The sequence below is a fragment of the Nitratireductor lacus genome (assembly GCF_056431025.1).
The window spans coordinates 41549-68485 of sequence record NZ_JBWKMB010000004.1 but is presented as its reverse complement, the minus strand read 5'-3'; the positions used below and the strand labels follow the sequence as shown (position 1 = coordinate 68485).

Genomic DNA, 26937 nt, shown 5'->3' with positions numbered 1-26937 from the left:
CGCCAGGAAAGCGACGGCGCAGGGCGGCGGCGGCTTGCTGGAGTGTATGGCACTTTGTTTTGCATTTTTGGTTGTATTATTTTGTGGTTTAAATCTTAAGTGGTTGATTAGCAATATATTAAGAGGACCGCGCTTTGATAAGGCCTGTAAGAGGGGGCTTGTCTGCTTGTCCGTGAGGAGCAGGGTCATGTTCAGAACCTCCCTATCTGCATTGTTGCTTACCACCATTTTCACCGTACCTGCCGCCGCCGTTACCGATACTGTGATTTTTAACGGCAACGTCATATCGACGTGCCTGATAACAGTAGGAACGCCGGGCGTGCTTGATACAAATGGCACCCTCAACGTCCTTTCATCGACCGAAGCTGCCGGCGTTTCAGGTACGGCGACCATTTTGACCACTGGAACAGGTTACAACATGTCGACCACGACGCCTGCGGCATTCCTCGTCGCACCGGCGGGTGGGGACGATGATGTGACCTTTTCCTCAAGCTACAGCGCCTCCGGTGTCACCTCGCTTCTTGATGTGGTCGGCACGGTGACCTCCCCGCTTGGGCTTGGGTTGACGAATGTCGATGTGGATCTGAGCGCTACAAAATCGGCCGGTGTTTTCCCTGCCGGCAACTACACCGCTGAAGTCACACTGACCTGTGAATAGCTCCATCTTGAAACACGTCCTTCTGGCCGCGTTTATCGCGGCCGGCTGCGGCAACGGCGTTGCGCAATCCATGACGCCGATGCGGGGGAAGATATCGAGCTTTGGCGACACGTTTACGGTGCGGGTTTTTCCCTACAATCCCTATCCGCACAAAATTCGAATGGCGGTGAAAGCCTATGATCAGGATTTTCGACCGATCGAAGCACACGTTTTTCCTTCGGAAACAATGGTCGGGAGCAGAACTTCCCGCTCGGTCCTGGTTTCGGTGGGGTTCAACAACAAAAAGGTCAGGCGTGTCAGGATCTGCGCTGAAAGCATCCCGTTTCCTGGCCGCGGCACAAATATTAAGGCTCAAGTATGCGGACGTTTCATAGCTTATCGTATCGATTGATGGGGGCCTGTACGTTCTTCTTCCTGAGCGTGTCCATCGTCTATGGCGACAGTGACCGGTATGTCATCAACCAGAACCAGACTGGCGTGACGCTGCCCGGGGTCGTCATGCCGAACGGGTTTGACGAAATCAGGGCTGCAGACGGAACCACCTGCCGTGCATCCATGGCGAATTCCGGAGCCTATCTGGACTCTGGCGTCATTGGAGACAACAGTTCGCAGCGCATTTCTGCTTACGGGCGTCTGGTGGTGCCTCTGGGGCGAAAACCAACACGACTGGATTGCGACAAACTCTATCAACTGGAGTTGAAACGCCTGGAACTCGAGGTTGAGCTCATGCGGCAGGGGCTCGATCCGCGAATGCGGTCAAACCCCGAAGGGAACTGGGCAAGTGATGCCTCGTGGACAAACAAGGGCAGGCGGTGAGTGCGCCTGTTATTTGCAATAACTGTTTGTAATAGGTATCTCTTTTTTGTTGACGGAGGGTTCTCGAGCACCTACATGGCGCCCTGATTTTCAACCCAGGGTTTTGTCATGAAGTATATCTACTCTTGTGTTTTGTTGCTGCTTGGTACGAGCGCGTCCCTTGCAGCCCAGTCAGATCTTCCTTTTCGTGCCAATCTGGAGGAGAGCTGCACCATCGAGATCCGGTCAGACGGCGTGCTCGTGCGGGATGGCCTGGATGTTCTGGACTCAGAAGCTGCTGGTGGTAGTGCTGGTGCGGCTACAGTTTACACGACAGGTGCGGGGTTTGAGGCGTCGCTCAAAGCGCCGGAGGCTTTCTCAAGAGCACCGAACGGCACGGGCGCCGTCACGTTCAGGGCCACCTACAGCTCGACGGGTGCCACGAGCACGGCAAAGGTGCCGGGGTCGACAACAACACCTCTGGGGGTTGGTGCGAGCAACCTTTCGGTCGATCTGCGCGCAGTCGCGGACAATGCGATCTTTCAAAAAGGTGCATATGAAGCCTTTGTCACAGTGACCTGTGAGTAGGTGCACGATGCATAAACTGACACTGGCGGCCCTGATCGCCGTCTGTGCTGCAACAACTCCAGCATCGTCGCAATCTATGTCGCCGATGCGGGGGGTCGTTCGCAGTTTCACCGACAGTTTTGCTGTGCGGGTTCAGCCACGAAATCCATACAAGCATCGCATAGGCGTGACTGTTCGCGCTTATGACGCGGATTTCAGGCCGATTGAGGCAAGCATATCGCCATCGGACTTCTCGCTCGGTGCTGGCGCCTCCCGGTCCGTGCTGGTCGTCCTCAGTTTTGATGGAGCGCGTGAGCGACGGGTGCGCATCTGCACCGAGAGTGCTCCCTTTCCTGGCAAGGGCGTTGGCATGAGAGCCCAGATCTGCGGAAAATTCATCGCGTATCGCTTGTGATCGACGTGCTGCCATCGGTTGTTCGTGCAAAGGAATGCGATGGCAGGAGGCCAAGATGGTCTCGCTACCTGCCTCACCATCGCGCCAGTTGCGACACCATCTGCCGCTTGCGGAACGGAGGTTGTTGCTGCAAACGCTAGGGTCATTGTGAGGCTTGCTTTATGACCCTAGCGTGGAGTTTGCACGATGACGATGATGGCCGGTGACGATGAAACGCAGGATCGGCCGCGCCGGGGACGTTCCGGACGCAGCGAGCGGGGCGGAGCCGCAGCCCGCAGGGCGGCGCGCGCAGGTGCAGGACCGGGACAGCAACTGACCTATATCCGCCGTGCGCTCAAACCGTACGAGGTGCTCGACGAGGAGGCGCTGGCGCTCGTCGAGGCGAATGCCGATACGGTTCTTGAAGAGATCGGCATCGAGTTCCGTGACGACCCGGAAGCTCTCGCTCTGTGGAAAGAGGCGGGTGCCGACGTGCGCGGCGACCGGGTGCACTTTCCCAAGGGACTGTGCCGCCAGCTTCTGAAAACTGCACCTTCGGTTTTTACCCAGCATGCGCGCAATCCCGATCGCTCGGTCGAGATTGGCGGCAACGCCACTATCTTTGCGCCGGTTTATGGTCCACCCTTCGTGCGCGACCTCGAAGGTACGCGCCGCTATGCGACGATTGAGGATTTTCGCAATTTCGTGAAGCTCGCCTATATGGCGCCGTCCATTCATCACTCGGGTGGCACCGTCTGCGAGCCGGTGGATGTGCCGGTCAACAAACGCCATCTCGACATGGTGTTCTCGCACATGCGCTATTCCGACAAACCCTTCATGGGCTCCGTCACGGCGCCCGACCGTGCCGAAGACACGGTGGCGATGGCGAAGATCCTTTTCGGTGAGGATTTCGTCGACCAGAACACGGTGGTCATCAACCTGATCAACGCCAACTCGCCCATGGTTTTCGACGAAACTATGCTGGGCGCCGCAAAGGTCTATGCACGCGCCAACCAGGCCTGCATTGTCACGCCCTTCATTCTGGCCGGGGCGATGAGCCCGGTGACGGTCATCGGGACGCTGACGCAGGTTCTGGCCGAAGTCATGGCCGGCGCGGCGTTCACACAATTGGTGCGACCGGGGGCGCCTGTTCTCTTCGGCACGTTTGCATCTTCCATTTCCATGCAGTCGGGTGCCCCGACCTTCGGCACGCCTGAACCGTCGCTCGTTTCCTACGGAGCAGCGCAGCTTGCCAGGCGTCTGGGGCTTCCGTTCCGCACGGGCGGATCGCTGACGGGATCGAAAATTCCGGATGCCCAGGCCGCCTATGAGAGCGCCAATACGCTGAATTCGACGGTGCTTGCCGGTACCAATTTCGTGCTCCACGCGGCCGGGTGGCTCGAAGGCGGTCTGGTGTCTTCCTACGAAAAATTCATGATGGATATCGACCAGCTCGGCATGCAGCAGCGCATGTGCGAACCGCTGGACGTTTCGGAAAACGGGCAGGCGATGGACGCGATCCGCGAAGTGGGGCCGGGGAGCCATTATCTCGGCTGTGCTCACACGCAGGCCAACTTTCAGACGGCGTTCTACCGTTCGTCCATTGCCGATAACAATTCGTTTGAGCAATGGGCGGCGGAAGGCGAGAAGACGGCGGCGCAACGCGCCAACCAACTCGCCCGCAGCTGGCTCGAGACCTACCAGGCACCCCCGCTCGATCCGGGGATCGAAGAGGGGCTTCTGGATTTCATCGCAAAACGCAAGGAATCGATGCCCGATGCCTTCGCCTGAGCTCAGCCTGCCGGAAAGGCCCGAAGCCTGCGGCCGTCGACGGTCTGCAGGATTAGCGCGCCCTCAGGGGTCGTGGCGTAGAATTTGAGATCGGGCAGGATGGACAGGAATTTCTGCTCCTGGTTCATCAGCGCTTCTGCACAGGCCATTTCAGTCGACATGGCGTGTCCGACCGTCAGTCTGCCGTTGTTTTCGGTCCAGCCTGCCGAATAGCTGTTGCAGGATGCGCGGCCGCCGACCCGGCCATCCTCGCCAAAGGTCAGCGTCACACGCGAATTGTCGATGATGCCGCCGCCATGAATGTCTTCCACCACCCATTCCCTGCCGGTGATTTCCTCCATGGCAACCGGGACCAGACGCGATGTGCTCCCAGATGGCTTCAGGAGAAGGGGACCAAGGGTGATGTCCGGCTCTTCCGGATCGATCACAACTGCTTCGGATGTCCAGCGCTGTTTGCGCCCGTCGTGGATGCCACCATAGAGATGGTAGGTCTCTCCCGGCTTCAGGCTTGAGCCGTCGACGGCCAGGCTGAAGGGGACCGGAACCTGTTTGCCGTTGAGCGTGATCTTCTGTTCGGCAATGGGAGGGGCATCTTCGGAGGCCCGCGCATTGCGCAGCTCGAGCGTTGCGACACTGTCTGGCGGCAGCGCGATGCGCACGAGATAGATGAGCTCGCCTGAAATTTTATGCATGTCCTTCTCCGGTTCCTGGGCGAGTGCTGCCATGCCCGACACAGAAGCGGTCATCAAAATGATGCTGAGGAAAAAAGTACGGCGATGCATGAATGTTGTTGTCCCGATTCTGGTTGTCTCGTCCGGAAAATGCGGACTCTGGTTGTGCTTTTGACATCACTTTGTGGCGTGATTGCGTGGTGGGTGAGACTTCTGCCCGATGGTCGCTTGCGTGTCGTGGCAGGCGGCCTATGATGTGATCGATGGCGCGTTCGCGCCTGTTTTCAGCACCCGGAGAGTTTTGATGGAAAAGCGCCGTCTTGGACGCAGCGATCTCTTTGTCTCGCAGATTTGCCTCGGCACGATGACTTTTGGCGAACAGAACACCGAGGCGGAAGGCCACCAGCAGATGGACCGCGCGGTTGAGCGCGGCGTCAACTTTCTCGACATGGCCGAGCTTTATCCAATCCCGCCCAAGGCCGAGACGCAGGGACGAACGGAGCGTTGCGTCGGAACCTGGATGAAAGCGCGTGGCAATCGCGACCAGGTGATGGTCGCTTCCAAGGTGATTGGCCGCACTGCCAATGAGTGGTTTCGGGGCGGCAGGCCTTCGAAGCTCGTGCGTGCCGACATCATGGACGCGATCGACAAGTCGCTCTCGCGGCTGCAGACGGACTATATCGACCTCTACCAGATCCATTGGCCGGACCGCGAAAACCCGTTCGGTTCCAACCCGACGCGTGTGACGACGCTGTCGGAGCCGCTTGCCGACGAAACGCCGATCGCTGAAACGCTCGCCGTGTTTGACGATCTGGTGAAGGCCGGGAAGATCCGCCATTTCGGTCTTTCCAACGAGAGCTCCTGGGGCGTGATGCGTTACATCGCGGAGGCCGACAGAGGCGTGGGGCCGCGGGTGGTCTCGCTGCAAAATGCCTACAATCTCATGAACCGGACCTATGAGGTGAACCTGGCCGAAACCTGCCAGCGCGAGGAGGTGGGCCTGCTTGCCTATTCGCCGCTGGCGCAGGGGTATCTGACGGGGAAATATGATGATGGGGCGTTGCCCGAGGGCTCGCGGAAGGTGCTGTTCGACCGTCTTCAGCGTTACGAGAAGCCCGGCGGGCCGGAGGCTGCGAAGGCCTATAACACCATGGCGCGGGATTTCGGGCTGACGCCGGCCGCTTTCGCGCATGCGTTTGTCAATTCGCGGCCATTCATGACCTCCAACATCATTGGCGCGACCACGATGGCGCAGCTCGAAGAGGCACTCGGTGCGCTCGATGTGTGCTGGACAGACGAGATGCAAAGGGCGGTCGACGATCTGCACCAGCGGATCGGCAATCCGAGCCCCTGAGGACTGTCCCGGGCGGTGCCTGTCTTCTGGCATCGCCCCACAAGGCGTCCTGGAAAAATTCATTCCCCTGTCGGATCGGCGTGACATTGTACGTCCTGGGAGCATCGCAATGACGGTGCGTCGCAGCGACGGCCGATTTGATGGGAGATCGCAATGTTCAAAAATGCCTTTGCTGCCGCTTGTGCGGCTCTGATCCTGGCGGTATCCGCCACCGTGCCTGCGCGTGCTGAAACCGGGGCTTCCAAACCGGTGAAGAGCGGTGAATTGGAAGCCGGCGGCATAAAATATCACTACCAGATACACGGGAAGGGCGAACCGCTTCTTCTGATGCATGGCGGGCTTGGCCTGATCGAGATGTTCGGGCCGGTGCTCACAATGCTTGCGGCCGAGCGCGAAGTCATCGCCATCGACATGCAGGGGCACGGGCGCACCGAACTCGGCGACCGACCGATCAGCCTTGAAGCGATGGGGGATGACGTGGCGGCGATCCTTGACCAACTGGGCTACGACCAGGTGGATGCCATGGGCTATTCGATGGGGGGCGGGGTGGTTCTGCGTCTCGCCATACAGCATCCCGAAAAGGTGCGGCGGATGGCGCTGGTTTCGGCGGGCTTTGCCCAGGACGGGTTCTATCCTGAAATGCTGCCGATGCAGGCGCAGGTCGGAGCGGGCATGGCCGAGATGATGAAGGACACGCCCATGTATCAGTCCTATGCGGCGGTGGCGCCCGATCCCTCGCGGTTTCCCGAACTGCTCGACCGGATGGGCGCTTTTATGCGCAAGCCGTATAACTTCGCCGAAGATGTGAAGACGCTCGAAATGCCGGTGATGCTGGTGTTTGGCGATTCCGACATGTACCGGCCCGAGCACATTGTGGAGTTTTACAAACTGCTCGGAGGCGGGCTGAAGGATGCGGGGTGGCAGCGCGAGAACATGTCTCAGAACCGCCTGGCGATCCTGCCGAACCTCACGCATTACGACATCGGCGTGTCGCCGAGACTGGCCGAGACGGTGTTGCCGTTTCTCAACGACAGTCAGGTCAATGCACCGTGGACGGCGGATGATCTGACCCGCAAGTAGGCTGCGGTATCCATCAACGGGCCCTTGCCGCGCGAGCGTGCGGCAAGGGCGTTTTTGACGGCGCTGGCTCAGACCGTGCCGGGCTGTGGCTGGCCGCCGCCCAGCACCACCATGCGGGCGCCACGCGGAACGCGCTTGTAAAGGTCCATGATGTCGTGGTTGAGCAGGCGGATACAGCCAGAGGAAACCGATCTGCCGATGGACCACGGCTCGGTTGTGCCATGGATGCGGTAGAGCGTGTCCCTGCCATCCTTGTAGAGGTAGAGTGCGCGCGAACCGAGCGGATTGGTGAGGCCGCCCTGCATGCCGGCTGCGAGCGGGCGATAGCGCTCGGGCTCGCGGTTGATCATGGCCAGGGTCGGAGCCCAGTTTGGCCACTCGGCCTTGCGGCCGATCACGCCGTCGCCCTGATATTCCAGCCCCGCCTTGGCGACACCAATGCCATAGCGCATGGCCTTGCCGTTCTCCATGACGAGGTAGAGGAAGCGGTTTTCCGGATCGACAACGATGGTGCCGACCGGTTCGCTGGTCGGGTAGTCGACCATCTGGCGCAGGTACTGGCGATCCATCTTGGTGACATCGACCGCCGGAATGACGATGCCGTCGTCCTCGATTTCGCTGTACATGTCCTGATAGTAGGACAGCATCGGACCGGGGACGTCCGCCGAGGGGATGGGGCTGCTGCCCGTGGTGGTGCAGGCGGCAGCCAACGCGGGCAGAAGCAACAGCAGGGCGAGCCGCGCGGCGCGAGGGGCTGCGCGTGCAACAGTGGTGTGGAACAAGGAAACTCTCCTTACGTGTGGAATTCCGGTCTTCATATGATGCGGGTCGCCTCTTCGGCGCGGGCGCGCGGAAGCGTTGAGCGGCGCTTGCCATGCGGTTCTCGACAAAATGTGGCAAAGAACGGACGCTGTGCCCGAATGTCGCGCGAATTTTGCCGGTCATTCGCATTCGTGCCGCGCAGTGCGGTATTTTTCCCACAGTGACGCAGGGGAAAGCCGCCTTCACCTGCATGCCGGAAAGGCTTTTCGCGGGAGCGGGGCGGGTGTATCCTAAGGATCTGAATGACCAGCAGGCAGCCGCCGGGCGCGACCCTGGCGCGGCGCTGGCTCCCGCAAGCGGCGGAACGCCGCCCTTGCCCGCATTCCCAGTCCCGCGCCCCTTGCACCGGTTGGCCGCCAGGTCGACGGTCGGATCGGGCTGGGCCGCGATATCCTGTCGTATCAGCCACCGGCCGAGAGGCAGGGAAGGAACAGGACCATGGGTATCGCGATGACGATGCATGAATTTCTCGAAGACAGCCACGTGCGCTACGATGTGGCGAAGCATAATCGCACGGGCAGTTCCGCCATGACGGCGCGTGTGAGCCACATTCCGGGCCGCGAAATGGCCAAGGGTGTGGTGCTCAAATGGGACGACAGCTATCTCCTGGCAGTCGTGCCCGCCTCGCGGCAGGTGGACCTTGGCAAAGTGGGAGCGATCGTCGGCGACAAGGTCGTTCTGGCGAGCGAGGAGGAGACAGCGGCGCTGTTTCCCGATTGCGAGGAGGGGGCGGTGCCTGTGTTCGGAGCGCCCTACCGCATCGCCTGCATGATCGACGATGAACTCGATACTGACGAAGACGTCTATTTCGAGGGCGGCGATCACCGCACGCTGGTGCATGTCTCCGCAAAGGGCTTCGAGCAGTTGATGTATGGCATGCCAAGGGCGCAGATCAGCCGCTAATGCATGTCGCTTTCAAATGAATTCATTTGAAAGACAACGAACATGCATCATTTGAAAGTGTTACAGCGTCCTTTGCGCGTCTTATAAGACGCGCGGCGCTGTAGCAGACGCATGTGATCGTTCCCGCGCGTGAATCCGGGCTTTGACAGGAAGACGGGCGGCTGAAGCGACGCTCACTGGGTATTGTTTGTGCGACCCTTCAGCCGCCCGCCCGGCTCTTGACAACCTCCGGCGGGGATCGCCCCGGAACCGGGCGCGCCGGCTTCACCCCAAAAGGTGAGCCGTTGCACCAGACCGTGCATGCGCACGGCCCTTTGCCGAACCAGCCGCCACGGGCACCGGAAGCACACGTTATGCCGCCGGCCGGGCACCGTCCCATCCCCGCGAGATCACCGTCGCGACCTGCGTTCCCACGAGATGGGCAGGAGAAGGATAGGGCAGGTTTGAAGAGCGGGGAAAAAATGTCCGCAAAATAATGCATTGCACCGGAACTGCGGGACGTGCGGTGACGGATGACCGAAGGATTATCCCCGCAGCGTGGTTAACAGGTTGATTCAAACTTTATTGGTAAGTTTACGGTATTGCTGGGCATTCCCCGGTGAAATGGGCGCCGGGTTTCCAAATTCCTCGAACCCTTGCAGATCGTATATGCGTATTCCTGCGTTCCTTCGACCTGTTGTTCTCACACTCGCTCTGGCCGGCTGTACGGGCGGTGCGAGCATCGATACTGCACTCAGAATCGATCCGCCTTCGCGCGAAGTTACCAGTTCCATCGTGAGGCCGGATGCCAGCGTGCCAGGAGCGGCGACTGCAGAAGTAGAGACTGACCATATGAGCGATGCAGGGATGACGGCCATTGCCGAACCCGATCGCGTTTCCGCGCCGGCGCTTGAACAGGTGGCGATGATCACACCGCCGAAACCGACACTGCGCCCGAAAACCGCAGCACAAGGCACGGTCTACCGCAGCCGGTTCGGCGATGCGCATCCCATCAATTTCGGCAAGGTGACGCCCAAGCATCACGCGGTGCACGGCGTTGACGTTTCGCGCTGGCAGGGCGACATCGACTGGGTGAAGCTGCGTGAGCGTGGTGCGAATTTCGCCTATATCAAGGCGACGGACGGCGTCGATCACATCGATCCGATGTTCAAGACGAACTGGAAGGGGGCGGCGGATGCCGGCATTCGCCGCGGTGCCTATCACTTCTTCTTCTGGTGCCGGAGGGCATCCGACCAGGCCGAGTGGTTCATCCGCAATGTGCCGAAAGTGAAGGGCGCACTGCCGCCGGTTCTGGATGTGGAGTGGAACCACCAGTCGAGCTGCAAGTGGAAACCGTCGCGTGCGGAAGTTCTGGAGAAGATGCAGGTCTTTCTCGACCGGCTGGAGCGCCATTATGGCCAGCGGCCAATCATCTACACCGCGCCGGATTTCTACGAGGACAATCTGAAGGGCGCCTTCCCGAACCATCCGTTCTGGCTGCGCGCCGTGGCCGAGCATCCCTCGAAGGTCTATCCGGGCCGTGACTGGGTGTTCTGGCAATACTCAGGATCTGGCCTGAGTCAGGGAGTGAACGGAAAGATCGACCTGAACGTCTTCCACGGCAATGAAAGCGCCTGGTGGCGCTGGGTCGGCAAGGTGGCGGGCTGACCGCCGAAAAAAGATGATTGCATTTTTGGGGGGCTTCACGCCCCCCGTTCATTTGCTGAGCTTTTGTATTGCGCAATTCCGGACGCAAAACCGGTTCCCACTTTTGCTGGAATTGCTTTAGCCACGGGCCTCGGCAATGGCGGCGACAATGTCGTTGCGGCGCATCGCGCCATACTGGATCTTGGTGTTGAAGAGGAATGCCGGCGTTCCGTTGAAGCCGAAAGCATTGGCCTGCTCCATATTGCGGGAGAGAATCCCTTCAATGCGTTGGCGGTCCTTCTTGAAGTTCGACAGGAGTTTTTCAGGATCATGGCCGGCGGCGGAAAGGGTCTCGTTGACCTCGTCCTTCGTCAATCGTCCGGGTGTGGCCATCAGCGCGTTGTGGACGGCTTCATAGTCCGGGCCGGCGGCGAGGACGAGGCTTGCCGCATGGACGGACGGGCCGCCGAAAATGGGCCAGTCCTTCATCACCAGCCGCACATTGCCGTCTTCACGCACCACGTCGAGCAGGTCCGGGTGGCCGCGTTTGCAATAGGGGCACTGGTAGTCGAAGAACTCGGCGATGGTGACGTCGCCATCCGGATTGCCGATGACCGGGATTTCCGTGTCGAACAGAACCTCTTCGACGGTTGGGTAAAGCTGGGCGCGGGCCGGACCGGCGGCGGTGACGAGCGTCGCTGCGCCGGCGACGAGCAGGGTACGGCGGTTCATCATGGCCTTGTGTCTCCTGATGGGCTGATGCTGGTTCTGAGGTTCTCGATCTTCTCGACGAGCACCTCGCGTGAGATTTCGCCCAGATGCGCGTGTTGCAGGACGCCGTCGGCGTCGATGAACAGCGTGGCGGGCAGTCCGGGCGCGCTGTAGAAGCGCGAGAGGTCGCTGAACTGGTCGACAAGTATCGTGTCGAGCGAGAGGCCGGAGGCGGCGAGATAACGCTGGATGGCCGTGCGGCCTTCGCCCTGATTGGCGAAGACGAAGGTGACGTCTTCCGTGGAGGCGGCGATGTCGGCCATCATGGGCATTTCGCGTCGGCAGGGCGGGCACCATGTGGCCCACAGATTGACCACCTGCGGCGTGCCCTTGCGCTCTTCGAGACGGTAGCCATTGCCTTCGAGCGTTTCAAAGGCCTGATCCGGGACGGCGAGGGGGTCGGTGCCGCCGGTGAGCTGCCATGTCGTGTTCCAGACGATGAGGGAGAGGGCGAGCGGCAGGACCGCCCAGAGGCGCTGGCGGCCGGTGGGTAGCATGACGAGCAGGCTGACGATGACGGCGGCCGCGCCCGTTGGCCAGTAAAAGCCGCCCTGCCACACCGCGAAGATGCGCAGCGGGTCGGCCACAAAACTTTCCATGTTGATGAGCACATGACCGAGGCGCGCGCCGATGATGCCGCCGAGAAACGCCCACCAGGACCAGGCGTTGAAGCGTTCGTCCACCTTGCGGGCCATGATGCCGGTGACGATGAGGAAAACGAAGATGGCGAGCACGACGGCGAAGCGGTCTGCCGCAAGGACGAGCGGCCCGAGAGAAACGGCGTTCATGATCAGAGCGCCCCTGCGGTTTTGGCCGAGCCGGTCAGGTTTTCCACCGTCACGGAGCCGACGAGGCGGGTGCCGGCGACCTCGCGGCCTGCGCTGTCGAAGAAGAGCATGGTGGGCGGGCCTGCCACTTCAAGGGCTTTCATCAGAGCTGCGTTCTCGTCATTGAAGTCCGACAGGTCGGCCTTGATGAGCTGGAAACCGTGGAGACTGTCGATCACGCCGGCATCCGGCAGGACCGAGCGCTCGATGACGCGGCAGGTGACGCACCAGTCGGCGGTGAAATAGACGAGGGTGGGCGCATCGCCGGCGCTGGCGAGCTGCGCCTTGAGCTCGGGGATCGAGCCGGTCTGCCCGAAGGCGAGTTCGCGGGCCGGGGCGGATGCCTCGCTGCGCTGGGCGATCTGGGCCAGCGGCTTGAGCGGATCGGTGCCACCGGACGCCGCGCCCAGCATCAGGATGATGCCGTAGATGAGCGACAGCGCGCCAACCGAACGGATGGCGGCAAGCGGCGTTGTTTCGGCGATCTTTGCGCTGAAGGCGAAGCTTGCGATGGCGATGAGAAGGGCTGACCAGAGTGCGAGATCGAGGCCGGCGGGCAAGAGAGGCGTCGCCGTCCAGATGGCGGTGGCCAGGAAGCCGAAGCCGAACACGCGCTTGACGCTTTCCATCCATGCGCCGGCGCGCGGCAGGGCCTTACCGCCAAGCGTGCCCATGATGATGAGCGGGATGCCCTTGCCGATGCCAAGGCCGAAAAGGGCTGCTGCGCCCAGCGCCACATCGGCGGTCTGGGCGATGTAGAGGAGTGCCCCGGCGAGCGGAACTGTGACGCAGGGGCCGACAATGAGGGCGGATGAGAAGCCGAGAATGGCCGCCGAGCGGCGTGAGCCACCGAGCCCGCCTGTGCGGTTTGCCACCCAGCTTGTCCATGCGGTGGGCAGTTGCAGTTCGAACAGGCCGAACATGGAAAGCGCCAGAACGGCGAAGAGCGCGGACAGAATGCCGATCGTGAGAGGCGATTGCAGAACGAGCTGCAGGTTCTGCCCGGACCAACCGGCGGCAGCGCCCAGAAGCGCGAAGGCCGAGGCGAGCGCGATCACATAGATCGAGGAGAGCTCGAAGCCACGCCAGGCGGTGAGCCTGTCGCCCTCGCGCGCCAGCGCGCCGGCCATGATGGGATACATGGGAAAGACGCAAGGGGTGAAGGCGAGAAGCAGGCCGAAAAGCGGGAAGCTGACGAGAACGAGCAGAACGCCGCCTCGGCCGAGCAGCGACTGGATGAGACCGTCATCTTCGGCAAGCGCGAAGCCGGTGTCTTCGCTGGCGGCGGGTGCTTCTTCTGTGACCCATTCCACGGGCGCTGTGGCCTGTGGGGCCGCGGGCGTGGTGACGGTGAGCGAAAGGGCGTTTACCTGCCGGTTTTCCGGTGCGTAGCAGATGCCGCCATCCTGACAGCCCTGAAAGGTGACGTCGAATGTGCCGAAGACCTGTTCGGCAAGATGTGCGCTCGCCGCATCGTAATAGACTTCGGAAAGGCCGAATGTGGGGTCGTCCTTGCGGATGCCGGGGCTGGTTTCGAGCGGCAGTTCCGCGCCGTCCTGCGATGCGCCGATGTGATCGCGATAGAGATAATAGCCTTTGGCGATCTGCCAGTTGAGGGCAAGCGTGCCGTCTTGCGTGCGCGTCACCTCAAGGGTGAAGGCCTCTTCGACCGGCAGCGGTCTGGTGGTCTGAGCCGAGGCGGGGGCGGGTGCAAGGCTGACGGACAGGAAAGCCACAAGCGCGATCAGGATCGTCTTCATTCTGTCACTTCAAATCGTGTGGGCCACCGGGAGCGTGCCCTCATGGCGGGTCTCGGAGGGCGGATTGAACGCCTCAACTTAAGGCAGCCTTAAGGTGGGTGTTGTTTGGGCGGCTGGCAAAACAGCAAGGAGTTTTCAGAATGGCGCAATTTCGCGCGGGCATGGGCGTCCGGATGCGTATGTCCGAACTGCCGAACGAGGGACTCACGGACGCTGGACACTCTGCAGGTTCAGCGCGATTGGGACGGCGTGGCTTTCTGGCCGGGTTGAGCGCGCTGGCGGTTTCGGGCTGCGTTGCGACGCCGAAGCCCGAGGCTCCCAGGGTGGTGGTGGTTGAGCCGCCGAAGCCCAGGCGCGTCGTTCCGCCCATGTATTACGCCATGCCGAATGAGCGTTTTCCCATTCCCGAAGTGGATGTCAGCCATCTGGAAGAGCGCTGGTGGCGCAAGGAGGTGGATTATCCGACCAGCGAGCGCAAGGGCACGCTGATCGTGGATACGCCAAACAGATATCTCTACCACGTGACGGGACCGAACCGCGCGATGCGCTATGGCATTGGTGTCGGGCGCGACGGCTTCTCCTGGGCGGGACGCGCGATCATGGCCTATCGTCGTGAATGGCCACGCTGGACCCCGCCGGACGAGATGGTGGCGCGGCGACCGGAGTTGAAGCCCTACAGCATCGCCAATGGCGGCATGCCTCCGGGGCTGCGCAACCCTCTTGGCGCACGCGCGCTTTATATTCATCTCAACGGCAGGGACACGCTTTATCGCATTCATGGCACGCCAGAGCCGTGGAGCATCGGCAAGGCTGTTTCGTCCGGTTGTATCCGCCTGATCAACCAGGATGTGATTCACCTGCATGACAATGTAAGGGACGGTAGCCCTATTGTCGTCATACCCGACCCGAAGATGCAGCATCTTCTGGTATCCTGACAGGCTTTGCCCCTTGCCAATGTGAATGAGACGCGTGCGATGCGACTTTTGGTGGTTGAAGACGATCCGCTGCTTCTGGACGGACTGACCGTGGGGCTGGGACTTGCCGGCTTTGCGGTCGATGCCGTGGCCACCTGCGAGGACGCCTTCGCCGCGCTCAGCGCGCAGGCCTATGACGGGGTGGTGCTCGATCTGATGCTGCCGGATGGCTCCGGCCTCGATGTGCTTTCGGATATGCGCCGGCGGGGAGATGCCACGCCGGTGGTTCTTCTGACGGCGCGCGATCAGGTTCCCGACCGGATTGCCGGGCTCGACGCCGGTGCAGACGACTATGTGGGAAAGCCCTTCGATCTCGACGAATTGTCGGCGCGTGTGCGCGCGGCGGTGCGCCGGGGCAAGGGGCGCTCCAGCGCCACGCTTGCCTGGGGCGGGGTTACGCTTGATCCGGCAAACCAGTCGGTGACGCGCGATGGTGATCCGGTGATCCTGACGCGGCGCGAATTCGCGCTTCTGGCGGCGCTGATGGAGCGGCCGGAAAGCATCCTTTCCAAACCGGCGCTCGAAGAAACCATCTATGGCTGGCAGGAAGAGGTGGAGAGCAATGCCGTGGAGGTGCACATCCACAAGCTGCGCACCAAACTCGGCTCCGACTTCATCCGCACCGTGCGCGGGGTGGGCTACCGTCTCCGGGAGACGGACGCATGAGGTCTATCCGCGCTCGGCTGATCCTGATCCTCATGGGATCGACGGGGCTGGTGTGGCTGCTCGCGGTCGGCTGGATCTATCTCAGTACGCAGGCCGAGGTGGAGCGGGTGCTCGACGCGCGGCTGATGGAGGCGGCGCGGATGGTCAATTCGCTTCTTTCCGACCACCGCATAGAGGTGGGGCTGGAAGAAGGGACGGCGAGCCATGTGGTGGGCGAATTCGAGCATAGCCATCGCCCCTATGAACGGCAGCTCTCGTGCCAGATCTGGACGCTGGAGGGCAGCCTTGTCGGACGGTCGGAGAATGCGCCGGCAACGCAGTTGAGCGAAGTGGTGGACGGGTTTTCCGAAACGGATGTGGAGGGTGAGCGCTGGCGCGTCTTTACCGTGGAAAACGAGCGGCTTGGCGTGCGCGTGATGGTGGGTGACAGCCTGAAAATCCGCGAAAGCCTCGTCAGTGACGTGATCACGGGGCTGGTGGTGCCCGCGCTTCTGATCCTGCCGTTTCTGGCGGGCGTTATTCTTGTTTCGGTACGACGTGGCCTCTCACCGCTGAGTGATATGGCAGACACGCTGTCGAAGCGTGCGGCAAACGATCTGCGCCCGCTGCAGGCCGGTAATCTGCCCAAGGAGATTGCGCCGGCGGTGAGTGCACTGAACGGGCTGTTCAAGCGGGTGGAAGATGCGCGTGACCGCGAACGCAGTTTTACCGCCTTTGCCGCCCATGAACTGAAAACGCCGCTGGCCGGCGTGAAGACGCAGGCGCAGATTGCGCTTGCGAGTGACGATCCCGCCCTGCATGCCCATGCGCTGCGGCAGATCACAGCCGGCGTTGACCGCACCAGCCGGCTCGTGAAGCAGTTGCTGGATCTCACCGCACTGGAGGCGAACGATGCTGCGCCGAACCTTCAGGCGGTGAGTGCGCAGGCGCTTTTAGACCGGAGTGCGGCGGAACTGCCCCTGCCTTCAGGCGGGGCGCGTCTCGCAGTCGAAGGCGGAGACGGGGAGGATGCCATGATCCTTGCCGAACCGCATTTCCTCTCGCTCGCGCTGCGCAACCTGATCGAGAACGCACTCAACCATTCGCCGGAAAATTCCATGGTTGTGTGTCGGGTGGAGGAAGCCGGCCGCGACGTGCGCCTCGTGGTTGAGGATGAGGGGCCGGGCATTCCGGAAGCCGAGATTTGCACGGTGGTGGAGAAATTTGTGCGTGGGCGAAACCGCTCGGCGACCGGCAGTGGACTGGGCCTTGCCATCGCGCAGGCAGCAATGGCACGCATCGGTGGCGCGCTCGTGCTTGAAAACCGGAGCGGTGGCGGATTGCGCGCCGTTCTGACCGTGCGCGCGGCGGAGGCGGGTGCGTGATCTCCCGGCGTGGATTTCTGGCTGGAGCGACGGCTTTTGTGCCCGGTGTGGCGGGAGCGGCGACCGGACTTGATGAGATCGTGCGCGACCCGGCCCTACAAGTGCTGGGCAATCCCGCCGGCGATGTGACAATTGCCGAGTTCTTCGATTATCTCTGCCCTTCCTGCAAGGCGATCCATCCTGCGCTGAAGGAGATTGTGCGCTCTGACGGCAATCTGCGACTGATAATGAAGGACTGGCCGATCAATGGCGATCTGGCCTGGTATGCCTCGCGCATGGTGCATGCTTCGGCTGCCCTTGGCGCTTATGAAGCGGCGCACAATGCGGTGATGGCCATAGAGGGCGGGCTGACACATGGCGGAGTGGACGACGCGCTCAGCAGCGCTGGTGCTGATGCCGGCGATGTGCGCGACATGCTTGATGTGCATATTGCAGGGATCGACGCCCTGATTGCCCGCAACGAAACGCATGCGAAGGCGCTGAAGCTTGCCGGAACGCCTGCTTTCCTGATCGGGAAGCGGCTTTACCGGCGGCTCCTCGCCGCCGATGAGATCGAGGCGGCGGTGGCACTGGCGCGATCCGAAAATTAGGGCGCGGTGCGCACGCATCTCTGCTATTCAGGCACGGTTTCATGAGAGCCGGGAGGGGCGAGATGGTGCAAGCGGCGGGTTTTCCGGAAAAAGGTGTGTTTGTCGGTCGGGTCTGGAAGCCGGATGTGGCGGGACCCACGCTTTGTGCGCTCCGGGACGGAGCGCTGATCGACATCACGTCACACGCGGCGCCGACCATGCGCGATCTTCTGGAGATGGACGATCCGGCGGGCTATGCGCGCGAACGGGCGGCAGGCGGAGAGAGGCTCGGCACGCTCGAGGCGATCGCCGCAGAGCGCCCTGCCGACACCACGGGCAGCGCGCGCCCACATCTGCTTGCGCCCAACGATCTGCAGGCGGTGAAGGCCTGCGGCGTGACGTTTGCGCGCTCGATGATCGAGCGGGTGATCGAGGAACGTGCGGCGGGCGACCCATCGAAGGCGGCGGCGATCCGCGAGCGGTGCCAGGCGATCATCGGCGACAGCCTGCGTGACCTGAAGGCGGGATCCGAGAAGGCCGAAGCAGTGAAACGGGCGCTGATTTCGGAAGGCGTGTGGTCGCAATATCTCGAAGTGGGTATCGGGCCGGACGCGGAGGTGTTTACCAAGGCACAGCCCATGTCTTCGGTCGGCTACGGAGCGGAAATCGGGCTTCACCCGGTTTCAAACTGGAACAACCCGGAGCCGGAAATCGTGCTGGCGGTGGACAGTTGCGGCCGGGTGAAGGGGGCGACGCTCGGCAATGACGTCAATCTGCGCGATGTGGAGGGGCGCTCGGCGCTGCTTCTCGGCAAGGCCAAGGACAACAACGCTTCCTGCGCCATCGGGCCGTTCATCCGGCTGTTTGACGATGGGTATGGCATGGAGGATGTGCGGGGCGCGGAACTCGACCTTCTTGTGACGGGCGAAGATGGCTTCGTGCTTGAAGGCAAGAGCTCGATGGCGGAAATCAGCCGCGATCCGCTCGATCTGGTGGCGCAGACCTGCGGGCGACACCATCAATATCCCGACGGATTCATGCTTTTCCTGGGCACGCTGTTCGCGCCGACGCAGGACCGTGACGTGCCCGGTGAGGGGTTCACGCACAGGGTGGGCGATCAGGTGACGATTTCGAGCCCGGGGCTTGGCGCGCTGACAAACACGGTGCGGCTTTCCACCGATTGCCCGCCCTGGGTTTTTGGAGCGGCGGCGCTGATGCGCAATCTGGCAGGGCGGGGACTTCTTGGGTGAGGAGAGGTGTGCCTGAATAATTACGAGCACCAGGATTCCTTGAAGCCGCGCCAGCGATGGGCGAGACCCTCGGCGATGAGCTGATCGCCGAGAGGTTTTCCATTGCGGTAGAGGCTTCTGAGTTTGCGGCCATAGACATCGCGGTCGCGCGGGCTCGTGCGCCGGACCTCAAACGGGCCGGCATTGACCATCTGCTGAAAGCGGCGCTGGGCGCGGCGGGCGAGCTGGGCTTCCTGGGCGCATTGGGGCGAAAAGAGCTCTGGCGTGTTGAAGCCGGTCACTCTGATCTTCTCGCCATCGATGTAGAGCGTATCTCCATCAACGATACAGTTGAGGCGTTTCCCGCCTGCACAGACAGGGAAATAGCGGACAACGAAGGGGTGACTTTCGGAACGAGAGCCCGTGAAGAGGTTCGAGATTCTGTCGGTAGGAATGACCGAATAATGTGCCGCCGCCCACCCGGTGACGAGGGCGAGTGTGATCAGTCCAAACCCTTCTTTCAAAACCTGAAACGGGCGCACTGGCCAGCCTCTGCGCCTGCCGGTGCGCTCTGAGCCCGTGCGCCACGGACTGTTGCTTCCGCCTGACCTTGAGGAAAAGTTGTAGATGCGTGCCATCGTCCGCTCCCTGGCGGCAGTTCATCAAACGCATCTGAAGATGGGGTTTTGTTGCGGGAGCGAATTTTAACAATTGCGCTCTGACACGTATTGCTCTCGCTGGCGCAGTTCAGCCGGGCGGGGCGATGCGCTGGAAGAGATGCTCATAGGTGATGACGAGACCCTCATCGTCTACGCTGAGGTCTGCTTCGAAGCCGCTCGACAGCCCCAGATCGATATAACGCAGGGCATTGGGGCCCTGACGCAGGTAGCGCTGACGTGAGCGCGCGACGGTGAGCGCCGGCCCGTCGATGAAGGCGGTGTCGAGCGTGAGGTGTTCGCCGGGTGTGGCCGGCGTCCGGCGGATGGGCGGAGTGTTGCAGAACGGGGTGACGGAAAGGTCCGGCTCGGCGGCCCCGTCAAGATCGGGGCGGGGCGCTCCGTTTACCCGCCAGCCGGTTCCGGCGCGCTCGAGATGCAACTGGCCATGATCCTCGCCGTTCCAGCGTTCAACTGTGAGGCTCTGCGTGTGCCAAGCGGCGTCGAGCGTCCAGCTGTAGTCTATGCGGCAGCCGCCAGCTTCCAGACACAGTACCGTGGAGCGGGCCTCGACGCCCTGCTGACCGATGGAAAGGGTGAGCCGCTCCAGCCCGTCCATATCCGTGCGACGCCAGAAAAGCTGCATGGATTGTTCGACCGAGTTCCGCATCGGATGCCTCCGGGAGCCTGCACTGCGCGGTGAGACTATCGGTTTCGCACCGGATAGCAAGAACGGGCGGCCGCGCGGGTTGCATCTCTTGACAGTGCTGGACCGGCAAAGGATATGAATGGCCATGATCGAGCAGGACACGCACATCGTTTCCCGGCCGGCCGGCATCTTCCAGGGCGAGATGCCGGAGCCTGAACCACGCTGAGAGAAAGACGCGGATCACACTCCTGCAGCCTCGCCGCGACGCGGACGGGGTTTTGTGCGTAAATCTGTGCCCCGTCCATTTTTGAGAAATGGAGACAATCAATGGCGCAGAACATCTATGACAATTCCGATTTTTTCAAAGGCTATAGCCAGCTTCCACGGCAGGTGCACGGACTGGCAGGCGCGCCGGAATGGCCGGCCATCGCTGCCATGCTGCCGGATGTGACGGATCGGCGTGTTGTTGATCTGGGATGCGGGTTTGGCTGGGCCTCACGCTATCTGCGCGAGGCGGGCGCGCGGAGCGTTCTCGGGCTCGACGTTTCGCAGAACATGATCGCGCGGGCGCGTACCGACACCGACGATGCGGCCATCGACTACCGGATCGCCGACCTGGAGACGCTTGACCTGCCCGGAGGGGCGTTCGACTTCGCGTTCAGCGCGCTGACCTTTCACTATATCCATGATTTCGACCGGCTGGTACGGACGATCCATGGAGCGCTGACACCGGGGGCGCATTTCGTGTTCACCATCGAACATCCGGTTTTCATGGCTGCCATGCGACCGCGCTGGCTGCCGGAAGAAGACGGACACAAGACCTGGCCGGTCAACTGCTATGCGCTGGAAGGGGAGCGGCGCACCGACTGGTTCGCCAAGGGAGTGCTCAAATATCACCGCACCATGGCGACGACGCTGAACGCGCTGATCGGTGCGGGATTTGTGTTGCGCGAAATCAGGGAATTCGCACCGACTGAGGCGCAGATTGCGCAGATGCCGGAACTGGCCGAGGAACTGGAGCGGCCGATGATGCTTCTGGTTTCGGCGCAGCGGTAAGGGAGTGGTGTGCGCAGGGGGGCGGGCGCCCCTCTGCAAGGCCACAGTGCCACAGCTCAATCAGACAGGTTTCTCGCTTCTGGAACTGGCACTGGCGGCGACTTGCATTATTTGGACAATTGTCCTAATCATGCAAAACCATTCGCAATGAGATTTTCATGGCTTCTGCTTCCACCCGCCACAACATCATCGAAATCGCTGATGACCTGTTTTATCGGGGTGGGTTTGAGGCGACGTCGTTTGCGGACATTGCCGTGAAAGTCGGCATCTCCCGAGGCAATTTCTACTATTATTTCAAGACCAAGGACGAGATTCTGGACGCCGTCATCGACCGGCGGCTTCAGCGCACCCGGGCGATGCTGGACGGGTGGGAAGCGCAGGCTCCGAAACCGCGCGAGCGGATTGTCGCCTTCATCGAACTTCTGATCGCCAACCGTGCTCCGATCATGGCCCATGGCTGCCCGGTCGGCACACTGTGCGCCGAACTTGCCAAGCTCGATCACGTGCATCAGGAGCGGGCGGCGGAGATTTTTAGCCTGTTTGCCCATTGGCTTGAAAAGCAGTTCAGGGTTCTGGGCGCAGATGAGGCGGCGCGGGAATGGGCGCTGCATGTGCTGGCCTGGTCGCAGGGCGTGGCATCGCTCGCCACGGCTTTCAAGGATGAAGAATTCATTCGCCGGGAAGTGGCGGACATCACTGGCTGGCTCGACGGCCGGATTGCATCATTGTCGAATTGAGGAGTTTCTTCGCATGTTTGTGACGCTGTTGAAGTTTGCCGAGAACCGGAGTGCTGCCAGGGATTTTATGGCGGCGCACAATGAATGGATTGCCGCGGGTTTTTCCGACGGGGTTTTTCTGAGCGTCGGCTCCTTGCAGGGGGGCGGCGGCGCGGTGATTGCCCATGGCGAGAGCCGCGAGGCCCATGATGCGCGCATTGCCGCCGATCCCTTCGTCGAGCATGGCGTGGTGAGAGCGGAGACTTATGAGATCGACCCGAAGCGCACGGTGCCAGCGCTGGAGTTTACGAAGGCGGCTTAGCGGAAGTGGATAAACGCAAGCGCGGTACGATTTTCTACCGGAACGACCACGACGCTCTTTAGCAACCTTGGAAGCGTGTTGGTGAACCTTCAGTCGTTGGATTTTAGTTGGATTGAGAGTGACGTCGAAAAAAGTGGAGCAGGATTCTGCAGGCTTTTCAGGAAGCCCGGGCGGATTACATACGGCTGACTTTCAGAGTGCCTAGTCATATCCTTGTCGACTATGCTGGTGATAAGCATATGATCCCGAATAAGAATCTGATATAAGTACAATCCTTCTTCTTTATTTCGTATCGATCGGAATTTTATTTGTTCTTTTTCTCTGCATTTTGAAGTTAAATCCTCAAAAGGCTCGCCGAATCTTAGAAACTCTGGTATTCCTCCTTCAAGCAACGCCGCTGGGGTAAGAGTCATTGTCCAGAGCCCGCCCTCAATCGCCAATGGTATGCCGTTGTCCTCATAGTAATGAGCCATTCCTATTTTTGCACCCAAGACCTTTAGGGAAAGAAGAGCTGCGCCATCAAGCTTAGACGCCTGTACTGGGATTCCGAATGCTTCACTCAACTGTTTGCTGCGATGACGTTGGCCTGTAGCACCTTGAACCACATCGGAAATAGCTTTTCGGGCATTGTTCTTTACGCCAGAGGCGACCTTCTGAAAGTGAGCTGAGGAAGTCGCGTTTGCGTCGATCGTACTGAGGGTTAATAGGGCCGCGATTTGATCATACTGCTTGGAAGCATGGTTGCACTGGTAGCAGGAAGGGAACTCAAATTTTTTGTCCCCTGGCAACTGGCTGTTGGTAAACAGTATCTTAGCAGGGATATGATCAATGCTTTCTGTGGGGGAGTTTCCCCCACAGAAACAACAATATGGATGGGCCTTCCTGAAGACGTCGAGGCGCCGTTTTTTTTCACCCAAAACGGCGCTCTCAGCTACACCCGCTCGTTGCGCCGCAGGTGTCGCATTTTTCGCAGGTGCCGTTGCGCACCATGGTGAAGTTCTGGCACTCCGAGCACATATTGCCCGTGTAACCCTGCATGATCGCCTGCTGGCGGCGGTGGGTTTCGACCTTCTTGGCGTCGGCGGCTTCCGTGGCGGCGGCTTCGGTGAAGACATCGTTGATGTCGTTGTCCTGTGCAACCTCTTCGGCCAGTTCCTTCGCACGCTCCTCATAGTCACGACGGAAGGCGGTGGCTTCCTCGTGCAGTTCGGCGACCGCCGGTTTCAGCGCGTGCACCGTTGCACCGGATGAGACAGCACGCACTGTGCTGCCGGATGACCCCTTGGGTTCGCCACCGGACTTGCCGGAGACGACCTTGAGCGGCGCGCCGCGGGTCAGGCCCTTGGAATAGGGAAGGGCCTTGCCTTCATTGATGCCGCGGCCAAGCGCGGTGTTGGTGAAGTCGGATGTGTCCACATGGGCAAGGTCGGACCGGTCGAGATAGGAAACGGCCAGCTCGCGGAACACATAGTCGAGGATCGACGTGGCGTTCTTGATCGCGTCATTGCCCATGACCATGCCGGCCGGCTCGAATTTGGTGAAGGTGAAGGCCTCCACATATTCGTCGAGCGGCACGCCATACTGCAGACCGAGCGAGATGGCGATGGCGAAATTGTTCATCATGGCGCGGAAGGCAGCGCCTTCCTTGTGCATGTCGATGAATATCTCGCCGAGGCGGCCATCGTCGAATTCGCCGGTGCGCAGGTAGACCTTGTGCCCGCCGATCACCGCCTTCTGGGTGTAGCCCTTGCGGCGGTTGGGCAGCTTTTCGCGCTCGCGCACCACTTTCTCTACCACGCGCTCGATGATCTTCTCCGAGATTGTCGCGGCCTGGGCCGCGGTCGGTGCCGCGACCAGTTCCTCGACCAGATCGTCGGCATCCTCTTCATCGTCGGCGATGAGCGAGGCATTGAGTGGCTGCGAGAGTTTTGAGCCGTCGCGGTAGAGCGCGTTGGCCTTGAGCGCCAGCTTCCAGGAAAGGAGATAGGCCTCCTTGCAGTCCTCGACCGTGGCCTCGTTGGGCATGTTGATGGTCTTGGAGATGGCGCCCGAGATGAAGGGCTGGGCGGCGGCCATCATGCGGATGTGGCTCTCGACTGAGAGATAGCGCTTGCCGATCTTGCCGCACGGATTGGCGCAGTCGAAGACGGGCAGGTGCTCTTCCTTCAGATGCGGTGCGCCTTCCAGCGTCATGGCACCGCAGATGTGGATGTTGGCTGCCTCGATCTCCTTCTTGTTGAAGCCGAGGGCGGCCAGCATGTCGAAGGAGAAATCGTCGAGCTGTTCGTCGGTGAAACCGAGCTTCTCCCGGCAGAAATCTTCACCAAGCGTCCACTTGTTGAAGGCGAACTTGATGTCGAAAGCCGATTTGAGCGCGGCGTTGACGGCGGCGATCTTCTCGTCGTCGAAACCCTTCCCCCTGAGGCTGGTCGGGTTGATGGACGGCGCCTGGTCGAAATTGCCATGACCGACGGCATAAGCCTCGATCTCGGCTATCTGGGCTTCGGAATAGCCGAGCGTGCGCAGGGCTTCCGGCACGGCGCGGTTGATGATCTTGAAGTAGCCGCCACCGGCCAGCTTCTTGAACTTCACCAGCGCGAAGTCGGGCTCGATGCCGGTCGTGTCGCAGTCCATGACAAGGCCGATCGTGCCGGTGGGCGCGATGACGGTGGCCTGCGCATTGCGGTAGCCATGCTTTTCGCCGAGCTCCAGCGCGCGGTCCCAGGCAGCGCGTGCATGCTCGATCAGGTCGGCATGGGGGCAATCCTCGGCCACGAGCGGCACCGGGTTCACGGCCAGCTTCTCATAACCCTCGCTCTGGCCATGGGCGGCGCGGCGATGGTTGCGGATGACGCGCAGCATGTTTTCGGCATTGCGCTCATAATCGGGGAACGCGCCGAGCTCGCCGGCCATTTCGGCCGAGGTGGCGTAGGAAACACCTGTCATGATCGCCGTCAGTGCGCCGCAGATGGCGCGGCCTTCAGGGGAATCATAGGGTATGCCGGAGGTCATCAAGAGGCCGCCAATATTGGCATAGCCAAGACCCAGCGTGCGATATTCATAGGAGAGTTTGGCAATCTCCCTGGAGGGGAACTGGGCCATCATGACGGAGATTTCGAGCACCATGGTCCACAGGCGCACCGTGTGCTCATAGGCCGCGATGTCGATGGAACCGTCCCTGTTGCGGTACTGGAGGAGGTTCATCGAGGCGAGATTGCAGGCCGTGTCGTCCAGGAACATGTATTCCGAGCACGGGTTCGAGGCGCGGATCGGGCCCGCCGCCGGCGAGGTGTGCCAGTCGTTCATGGTGGTGTTGTAGTGCAGGCCCGGATCGGCAGAGGCCCATGCGGCATAACCGATCTTCTCCCACAGGTCGCGGGCTTTCACGGTCTTGGCGACCTTGCCGTCGATGCGGTTGATCAGGTTCCAGTCGCCATCGGCTTCGACAGCGCGCAGGAAGTCATCCTTCAAAGAGACGGAATTGTTTGAATTCTGGCCGGAGACGGTGAGATAGGCTTCCGAATCCCAATCCGTGTCATAGGTCTTGAAACCGAGATCGGTATAGCCCTGCCGCGCGAACTGGATGACGCGCTGGATGTAGTTTTCCGGCACGGCATTGCGCTTGGCGGCCTTGATCTCACGCTTCAGCGCCGGGTTCTTGGACGGATCGAAGCAGTCGTCATTGGCGCCCTCGCAATTGATGCAGGCCTTCATGATGGCGTCGAGATGCTTCTTGGCGATCTTGGAACCGGTGACGAGGGCGGCAACCTTCTGCTCTTCCTTCACCTTCCAGTCGATATAAGCCTCGATATCGGGATGGTCGGCATCGACCACGACCATCTTGGCCGCCCGGCGTGTGGTGCCGCCCGACTTGATGGCGCCGGCTGCACGGTCGCCGATCTTGAGGAAGGACATGAGGCCCGACGACTTGCCGCCGCCGGAGAGCTTTTCGCCTTCGCCGCGCAGATGCGAGAAGTTGGAACCGGTGCCCGAACCGTATTTGAAGAGGCGTGCCTCGCGGACCCACAGGTCCATGATCCCGCCTTCATTGACGAGATCGTCGCCGACCGACTGGATGAAGCACGCATGGGGCTGCGGGTGCTCGTATGCCGATTTGGATTTCACCAGTTTGCCGGTGAAGGGGTCGACATAATAGTGGCCCTGGCCGGGGCCATCGATGCCATAGGCCCAGTGCAGGCCGGTGTTGAACCACTGCGGCGAATTGGGGGCAACGCGCTGGGTGGCGAGCATGTAGCACAGCTCGTCCATGAACGCCTGCGCGTCTTCCTCGCCATTGAAATAGCCGCCCTTCCAGCCCCAGTAGGTCCAGGTGCCGGCGAGACGGTTGAAGACCTGCGCAGCGCTGGTCTCGGAGCCATAGCGCTCATCCTCGGGTAGGTCCTTCAGGGCTTCCTCGTCAGCCACCGAACGCCACAGGAAGGAGGGGACGTCGTTCTCCTCGACCTTCTTCAGGCGGGCGGGCACACCCGCCTTGCGGAAATATTTCTGGGCCAGAATGTCACTGGCGACCTGGGAGAACTGCGCCGGAACGTCGATGTTCTCCAGCCGGAAGACAATGGAGCCATCCGGGTTCTTGATTTCGCTCGTGGCCTTGCGGAAGGAAATCTCCGCGTATGGGCTCTGGCCTTGCTTTGTGAACCGGCGTTCGATGCGCATTTTATCCTCTTCGCCCCTAATCCAAATATAGTGTCTGCAA

Annotated in this window: 27 protein-coding genes; 18 read left to right on the top strand and 9 right to left on the bottom strand. The window is 61.1% G+C overall.

Annotation, left to right across the window (positions count from 1 at the left end):
* The first annotated feature begins 187 nt into the window (after positions 1–187).
* The 6 genes from AC07E3_RS04640 (at position 188) to AC07E3_RS04615 (ending at position 4205) form a co-directional block, all read left to right on the top strand.
* Positions 188–658, top strand: coding sequence for a hypothetical protein (locus tag AC07E3_RS04640; RefSeq protein WP_336068204.1), 471 nt, complete (start codon positions 188–190; stop codon positions 656–658).
* 7 nt (positions 659–665) lie between these two features.
* Positions 666–1049: a hypothetical protein gene (locus AC07E3_RS04635; protein ID WP_336068207.1), complete on the top strand. Its 384-nt coding sequence runs from the start codon at positions 666–668 to the stop codon at positions 1047–1049.
* The gene (locus AC07E3_RS04630) at positions 1049–1474 is read left to right on the top strand and encodes a hypothetical protein (protein WP_336068210.1); all 426 of its coding nucleotides are present in this window, start codon (positions 1049–1051) and stop codon (positions 1472–1474) included. The genes AC07E3_RS04635 and AC07E3_RS04630 overlap by 1 nt, the downstream gene beginning before the upstream one ends.
* Before the next feature lie 108 nt (positions 1475–1582).
* Positions 1583–2041: a hypothetical protein gene (locus AC07E3_RS04625; protein WP_336068213.1), complete on the top strand. Its 459-nt coding sequence runs from the start codon at positions 1583–1585 to the stop codon at positions 2039–2041.
* A 7-nt stretch (positions 2042–2048) separates the two neighbouring features.
* Entirely contained in the window at positions 2049–2435 is a 387-nt protein-coding gene (locus AC07E3_RS04620) for a hypothetical protein (protein ID WP_336068216.1), read from the top strand.
* 186 nt (positions 2436–2621) lie between these two features.
* Positions 2622–4205: a trimethylamine methyltransferase family protein gene (locus AC07E3_RS04615; RefSeq protein WP_478360443.1), complete on the top strand. Its 1584-nt coding sequence runs from the start codon at positions 2622–2624 to the stop codon at positions 4203–4205.
* A 2-nt stretch (positions 4206–4207) separates the two neighbouring features.
* Here the strand turns inward: AC07E3_RS04615 and AC07E3_RS04610 are convergent, their stop codons facing one another.
* The gene (locus tag AC07E3_RS04610) at positions 4208–4897 is read right to left on the bottom strand and encodes an META domain-containing protein (RefSeq protein ID WP_478360442.1); all 690 of its coding nucleotides are present in this window, start codon (positions 4895–4897) and stop codon (positions 4208–4210) included.
* A gap of 283 nt (positions 4898–5180) precedes the next feature.
* Between AC07E3_RS04610 and AC07E3_RS04605 the strand changes: the two genes are divergently transcribed.
* Together AC07E3_RS04605 and AC07E3_RS04600 are read left to right on the top strand one after the other, a co-directional pair.
* A complete protein-coding gene (locus AC07E3_RS04605; RefSeq protein ID WP_478360441.1) occupies positions 5181–6230 on the top strand; it encodes an aldo/keto reductase in 1050 nt (349 codons plus the stop codon).
* Between the two features lie 153 nt (positions 6231–6383).
* Positions 6384–7310, top strand: a complete 927-nt coding sequence (locus AC07E3_RS04600; RefSeq protein ID WP_336068227.1) for an alpha/beta fold hydrolase — start codon at positions 6384–6386, stop codon at positions 7308–7310.
* A 68-nt stretch (positions 7311–7378) separates the two neighbouring features.
* On the opposite strand, the gene AC07E3_RS04595 is transcribed toward AC07E3_RS04600, so the two are convergent.
* On the bottom strand, positions 7379–8092 hold the full coding sequence (locus tag AC07E3_RS04595; RefSeq protein WP_478360440.1) for a L,D-transpeptidase: 714 nt from the start codon (positions 8090–8092) through the stop codon (positions 7379–7381).
* Positions 8093–8570: 478 nt separating this feature from the next.
* On the opposite strand from AC07E3_RS04595, the gene AC07E3_RS04590 reads away from it, so the two are divergent.
* Positions 8571–9035: an aminoacyl-tRNA deacylase gene (locus tag AC07E3_RS04590; protein WP_025031244.1), complete on the top strand. Its 465-nt coding sequence runs from the start codon at positions 8571–8573 to the stop codon at positions 9033–9035.
* A gap of 648 nt (positions 9036–9683) precedes the next feature.
* Positions 9684–10682, top strand: a complete 999-nt coding sequence (locus AC07E3_RS04585) for a glycoside hydrolase family 25 protein (RefSeq protein WP_374730081.1) — start codon at positions 9684–9686, stop codon at positions 10680–10682.
* 117 nt (positions 10683–10799) lie between these two features.
* On the opposite strand, the gene AC07E3_RS04580 is transcribed toward AC07E3_RS04585, so the two are convergent.
* The 3 genes from AC07E3_RS04580 to dsbD are packed head-to-tail and all read right to left on the bottom strand — an operon-like array spanning position 10800 to position 14019.
* Positions 10800–11396: a DsbA family protein gene (locus AC07E3_RS04580; protein ID WP_336068232.1), complete on the bottom strand. Its 597-nt coding sequence runs from the start codon at positions 11394–11396 to the stop codon at positions 10800–10802.
* A complete protein-coding gene (locus tag AC07E3_RS04575; RefSeq protein WP_478360439.1) occupies positions 11393–12220 on the bottom strand; it encodes a prolipoprotein diacylglyceryl transferase family protein in 828 nt (275 codons plus the stop codon). The genes AC07E3_RS04580 and AC07E3_RS04575 overlap by 4 nt, the downstream gene beginning before the upstream one ends.
* 2 nt (positions 12221–12222) lie before the next feature.
* A complete protein-coding gene (gene dsbD / locus AC07E3_RS04570; protein WP_478360438.1) occupies positions 12223–14019 on the bottom strand; it encodes a protein-disulfide reductase DsbD in 1797 nt (598 codons plus the stop codon).
* Positions 14020–14198: 179 nt separating this feature from the next.
* On the opposite strand from dsbD, the gene AC07E3_RS04565 reads away from it, so the two are divergent.
* The 5 genes from AC07E3_RS04565 (at position 14199) to AC07E3_RS04545 (ending at position 18842) form a co-directional block, all read left to right on the top strand.
* Positions 14199–14954: a L,D-transpeptidase gene (locus AC07E3_RS04565; RefSeq protein WP_478360533.1), complete on the top strand. Its 756-nt coding sequence runs from the start codon at positions 14199–14201 to the stop codon at positions 14952–14954.
* A gap of 39 nt (positions 14955–14993) precedes the next feature.
* Positions 14994–15659 (top strand): response regulator, encoded by a 666-nt coding sequence (locus AC07E3_RS04560; RefSeq protein WP_478360437.1) that lies wholly within the window; start codon positions 14994–14996, stop codon positions 15657–15659.
* Positions 15656–17023, top strand: coding sequence for an ATP-binding protein (locus AC07E3_RS04555; RefSeq protein ID WP_336068246.1), 1368 nt, complete (start codon positions 15656–15658; stop codon positions 17021–17023). The genes AC07E3_RS04560 and AC07E3_RS04555 overlap by 4 nt, the downstream gene beginning before the upstream one ends.
* Complete coding sequence (locus AC07E3_RS04550) at positions 17020–17613, top strand: thioredoxin domain-containing protein (protein WP_478360436.1); 594 nt, start codon at positions 17020–17022, stop codon at positions 17611–17613. The genes AC07E3_RS04555 and AC07E3_RS04550 overlap by 4 nt, the downstream gene beginning before the upstream one ends.
* Positions 17614–17675: 62 nt before the next feature.
* A complete protein-coding gene (locus tag AC07E3_RS04545) occupies positions 17676–18842 on the top strand; it encodes a fumarylacetoacetate hydrolase family protein (protein ID WP_478360435.1) in 1167 nt (388 codons plus the stop codon).
* Positions 18843–18862: 20 nt separating this feature from the next.
* Here AC07E3_RS04545 and AC07E3_RS04540 read toward each other — a convergent pair whose 3' ends face one another.
* Both AC07E3_RS04540 and AC07E3_RS04535 read right to left on the bottom strand, forming a co-directional pair.
* A complete protein-coding gene (locus AC07E3_RS04540; protein ID WP_478360434.1) occupies positions 18863–19459 on the bottom strand; it encodes a thermonuclease family protein in 597 nt (198 codons plus the stop codon).
* A gap of 109 nt (positions 19460–19568) precedes the next feature.
* Positions 19569–20147 carry a putative glycolipid-binding domain-containing protein gene (locus AC07E3_RS04535; protein ID WP_478360433.1) on the bottom strand — a complete coding sequence of 193 codons (579 nt, stop codon included), beginning with the start codon at positions 20145–20147 and terminating at the stop codon, positions 19569–19571.
* Positions 20148–20453: 306 nt separating this feature from the next.
* Between AC07E3_RS04535 and AC07E3_RS04530 the strand changes: the two genes are divergently transcribed.
* The 3 genes from AC07E3_RS04530 to AC07E3_RS04520 all read left to right on the top strand — a co-directional run bounded on the left by AC07E3_RS04530 (position 20454) and on the right by AC07E3_RS04520 (position 22220).
* Complete coding sequence (locus AC07E3_RS04530; protein WP_478360432.1) at positions 20454–21182, top strand: class I SAM-dependent methyltransferase; 729 nt, start codon at positions 20454–20456, stop codon at positions 21180–21182.
* Positions 21183–21340: 158 nt separating this feature from the next.
* On the top strand, positions 21341–21919 hold the full coding sequence (locus AC07E3_RS04525; protein ID WP_478360431.1) for a TetR/AcrR family transcriptional regulator: 579 nt from the start codon (positions 21341–21343) through the stop codon (positions 21917–21919).
* Positions 21920–21932: 13 nt separating this feature from the next.
* Positions 21933–22220 carry a YciI family protein gene (locus AC07E3_RS04520; RefSeq protein ID WP_478360430.1) on the top strand — a complete coding sequence of 96 codons (288 nt, stop codon included), beginning with the start codon at positions 21933–21935 and terminating at the stop codon, positions 22218–22220.
* An 89-nt stretch (positions 22221–22309) separates the two neighbouring features.
* On the opposite strand, the gene AC07E3_RS04515 is transcribed toward AC07E3_RS04520, so the two are convergent.
* Entirely contained in the window at positions 22310–23137 is an 828-nt protein-coding gene (locus tag AC07E3_RS04515) for a hypothetical protein (RefSeq protein ID WP_336068262.1), read from the bottom strand.
* A gap of 10 nt (positions 23138–23147) precedes the next feature.
* Complete coding sequence (locus tag AC07E3_RS04510; protein WP_478360429.1) at positions 23148–26897, bottom strand: vitamin B12-dependent ribonucleotide reductase; 3750 nt, start codon at positions 26895–26897, stop codon at positions 23148–23150.
* Positions 26898–26937 lie beyond the last annotated feature (40 nt).

Coding starts and splice junctions, on each gene's coding strand:
- AC07E3_RS04640 (WP_336068204.1), top strand. CDS start 188: ATGTTCAGAACCTCCCTATCTGCATTGTTGCTTACCACCATTTTCACC.
- AC07E3_RS04605 (WP_478360441.1), top strand. CDS start 5,181: ATGGAAAAGCGCCGTCTTGGACGCAGCGATCTCTTTGTCTCGCAGATT.
- AC07E3_RS04580 (WP_336068232.1), bottom strand. CDS start 11,396: ATGATGAACCGCCGTACCCTGCTCGTCGCCGGCGCAGCGACGCTCGTC.
- AC07E3_RS04510 (WP_478360429.1), bottom strand. CDS start 26,897: ATGCGCATCGAACGCCGGTTCACAAAGCAAGGCCAGAGCCCATACGCG.
- AC07E3_RS04545 (WP_478360435.1), top strand. CDS start 17,676: ATGGTGCAAGCGGCGGGTTTTCCGGAAAAAGGTGTGTTTGTCGGTCGG.
- AC07E3_RS04615 (WP_478360443.1), top strand. CDS start 2,622: ATGACGATGATGGCCGGTGACGATGAAACGCAGGATCGGCCGCGCCGG.
- AC07E3_RS04630 (WP_336068210.1), top strand. CDS start 1,049: ATGGGGGCCTGTACGTTCTTCTTCCTGAGCGTGTCCATCGTCTATGGC.
- AC07E3_RS04600 (WP_336068227.1), top strand. CDS start 6,384: ATGTTCAAAAATGCCTTTGCTGCCGCTTGTGCGGCTCTGATCCTGGCG.
- AC07E3_RS04525 (WP_478360431.1), top strand. CDS start 21,341: ATGGCTTCTGCTTCCACCCGCCACAACATCATCGAAATCGCTGATGAC.
- AC07E3_RS04565 (WP_478360533.1), top strand. CDS start 14,199: ATGTCCGAACTGCCGAACGAGGGACTCACGGACGCTGGACACTCTGCA.
- AC07E3_RS04530 (WP_478360432.1), top strand. CDS start 20,454: ATGGCGCAGAACATCTATGACAATTCCGATTTTTTCAAAGGCTATAGC.
- AC07E3_RS04625 (WP_336068213.1), top strand. CDS start 1,583: ATGAAGTATATCTACTCTTGTGTTTTGTTGCTGCTTGGTACGAGCGCG.
- AC07E3_RS04520 (WP_478360430.1), top strand. CDS start 21,933: ATGTTTGTGACGCTGTTGAAGTTTGCCGAGAACCGGAGTGCTGCCAGG.
- AC07E3_RS04540 (WP_478360434.1), bottom strand. CDS start 19,459: ATGGCACGCATCTACAACTTTTCCTCAAGGTCAGGCGGAAGCAACAGT.
- dsbD (WP_478360438.1), bottom strand. CDS start 14,019: ATGAAGACGATCCTGATCGCGCTTGTGGCTTTCCTGTCCGTCAGCCTT.
- AC07E3_RS04610 (WP_478360442.1), bottom strand. CDS start 4,897: ATGCATAAAATTTCAGGCGAGCTCATCTATCTCGTGCGCATCGCGCTG.
- AC07E3_RS04560 (WP_478360437.1), top strand. CDS start 14,994: ATGCGACTTTTGGTGGTTGAAGACGATCCGCTGCTTCTGGACGGACTG.
- AC07E3_RS04535 (WP_478360433.1), bottom strand. CDS start 20,147: ATGCGGAACTCGGTCGAACAATCCATGCAGCTTTTCTGGCGTCGCACG.
- AC07E3_RS04590 (WP_025031244.1), top strand. CDS start 8,571: ATGGGTATCGCGATGACGATGCATGAATTTCTCGAAGACAGCCACGTG.
- AC07E3_RS04555 (WP_336068246.1), top strand. CDS start 15,656: ATGAGGTCTATCCGCGCTCGGCTGATCCTGATCCTCATGGGATCGACG.
- AC07E3_RS04575 (WP_478360439.1), bottom strand. CDS start 12,220: ATGAACGCCGTTTCTCTCGGGCCGCTCGTCCTTGCGGCAGACCGCTTC.
- AC07E3_RS04620 (WP_336068216.1), top strand. CDS start 2,049: ATGCATAAACTGACACTGGCGGCCCTGATCGCCGTCTGTGCTGCAACA.
- AC07E3_RS04585 (WP_374730081.1), top strand. CDS start 9,684: ATGCGTATTCCTGCGTTCCTTCGACCTGTTGTTCTCACACTCGCTCTG.